The 2441-nt window shown below is 75.5% G+C and carries 1 protein-coding gene and 1 pseudogene; both read right to left on the bottom strand.

Annotated elements, in window-relative coordinates; genetic code table 11:
• Positions 1–1661: ATP-binding protein (locus V7793_RS38335; protein ID WP_443058080.1), on the bottom strand; the 1661-nt coding region annotated here is incomplete at its 3' end.
• Positions 1662–1880: 219 nt separating this feature from the next.
• A pseudogene (locus V7793_RS36385) lies at positions 1881–2441 on the bottom strand (3-carboxy-cis,cis-muconate cycloisomerase); the annotation flags it as partial.

Here is a 2441-nt window from a genome sequence, read left to right as displayed (position 1 = left end):
ATGGAACCGGGGACGGGGGCCCCTCCGGGGAGGGATCCGCCACCGGCGGCGAAGCCGCCCTCGGGGCGGAAGCCCCCGCCGGCGACCGGGCCGCCGTCGGACATCGCGGCACCACCGGCGACGGAACCGTTGCCGGGGAAGGAGCCGTTGCCGGGGAAGGAGCCGTCACCCGAGACCGGGCCGCCGTCGGAGACGGGGCCACTGCCGGGGCCACCGGCGCGGCCGCCCCCGGGAGTGCCGTCGGAGCCGGAGCCGAAGCCGGAGCCGCCGCGGCCGCCGGGCACGCCGGGGAAGCCGGCCGACGCCTCAGGGCTACGAGTGGAGCTCTCCGGGAATCCGGCCGACGCCTCGGGCCCACGGGCAGAGCTGTCCGGGAAGCCGGACCCTGCCTCGCGGTTGCGGCGGGCGGTGCCCTCCGGGAAACCGCCGGGGGACTCGGCCCCGCGGGCGGAGGTCTCCGGGAAGGCGGCGGCCGAGGCCTCCGGGAAGTCGGGGAAGTCCGGGACGGGCGTACGCCCGGGGGGCCGCGTCGCGGCGGTGCGGTCCGCCGCGTGCGAGCCCGCACCCGCGCCTGCGCCCGCACCCGTGCCTGCGCCTGTGCCAGCGCCCGCGCCCGTACCCGCGCCCGGGTGACGCAGCGGCGTCGTGCCGGGCCCGTCGATGTCGAGCTGGGTGAGCAGGGTGCTGGGGAGGAACAGCACGGCCCGGACGCCGCCGTAGGGCGAGCGGGTGTCGACGGAGACGCTGAACCCGTAGCGCGCGGCGAGCACGCCGATGACGGGGAAGCCGAACTGCGGCGGGTCGCCGAGGCGGGAGACGTCGACGGCGGCGCGGCCGGACAGCAGGGCGCCGGCCCGCTGGGTCTCCTGGCCGTCCATGCCGACCCCGGCGTCGTCGATGACGATGCAGGCGCCGTTGTGCACGGGCTGCAGGCCGACCTCGACGGTGGTGTTGGGCTGGGAGTGGCGGGCGGCGTTGTCGAGGAGCTCGGCGACGGCGAGGACGACGGGCTCCACGGCGCGGCTGACGACGGCGAGGTCGGCCTGGCTGTGGACCTGGACGCGCCGGTAGTCGCGGATGCGGGACGTGGCGCCGCGGACGACGTCGGTGAGCGGGGAGGCGGCGCGCTGCCGGCCCGGCCAGGAGCCGCACAGGACGGCGATCGCCTGGGCGCGGCGGCCGAACTGGGAGTTGGCGTGGTCGATCTGCAGCAGGTCGCGCAGCACGTCGGGGTTGTCGTGCCGGTCCTGCATGTCGGAGATGGCCAGCTGCTGCTCGTGGGCGAGGCCCTGGAGCGCGCGCATGGAGGCCTTGAGGGCGGCCTTCGCGGACTGGTCGGCGCGGGCCTGCGCCTTGTCGACGGCCTGGGTGAAGGTGTCCATCACCGACTGCAGGCCGTGCGCGAAGACGGTGCCCGTGAGCTGTTCGTCGAGCAGGCCGGGCAGCGGCACGGGCTGCTGCATGGACGCCGTGACGGCGGGGAGCCGGACGGTGACCAGGTGCCCGAGTTCGCTGTCGCGCGCCCGCTGCCCCTCCTCCAGCGTGGCGGCGCGCAGCCGCAGGGCCGCGGCGATCCCCCGCTGGCGCACCAGCAGGACCGCGACGGCGATCAGCGCGGCGGTCAGGCACCAGGTCACTACGTCCGGTATGTGATGTGACATCAATTCCTCGTGGACGCAGGGGGCATGCGGACGGCTGGACGGGGCCGTTGTCCCTGACGTCCCGTCCAGAAGCGGAATACGCCGATCATCCTAACCACGGCGTCGCCCGCTTGGCCGATCTTCGCCCGTGAATGACCGAACACGCATCCGCCTTCCGCGGGCCTCGGGTGAGGGTACGGAAGGCGGAGGAAAAACGCAGGTGATTCGCGTGAGGTGTTGTCAGGGCCACAATGCCCGGTCCACCAGCGGGCCTGCGGCGCCGGTGTAGTCGGCGGGGTCGCACAGGGCCGTCAGCTCGGCCGCGGTGAAGTGACCGTCCAGTAGCGGCTTCTCGGCGAGAACAGCCTGTAGTTCCCGGCCATCCGCGGCCGCTTCGGCCGACGCCTCCGTCAGCAGCCGCCTGGCCTCGGCCTTGCCGATGCGCGGCGCGAGGACCGCCGCGAGCCGCTCCGAGACGATCTGTGCGCCCGTCAGACCGAGGTTGGTGCGCATGCGGTCCGCCCGCACGTCCAGGCCGCCGGCCAGCTCGGCGGCGGTACGGGCGGCTCCGCCCGTGAGACGGAGGCACTCGCGCAGCAGCTGCCACTCGGCGTGCCAGGCGCCGGCCGACCGCTCGTCCTCGGCCGCCAGGCACTGCGTCAGGGCGCCGGCCAGCGCGGGGACCTGCAGTGCCGCGCTGCGGATCAGGGTGGCGAGCACGGGGTTGCGCTTGTGCGGCATGGCCGAGGAGCCGCCGCGCCCCGCCGGGCCGCCCGGCTCGGCGACCTCGCCGACCTCCGT

It is taken from the genome of Streptomyces sp. KLMMK, from assembly GCF_036961605.1.
Taxonomy (GTDB): Bacteria; Actinomycetota; Actinomycetes; order Streptomycetales; family Streptomycetaceae; genus Streptomyces; species Streptomyces telluris.
Note: the sequence above shows the minus strand (reverse complement) of the source record. Positions and strands in the feature narration are given on the sequence as shown.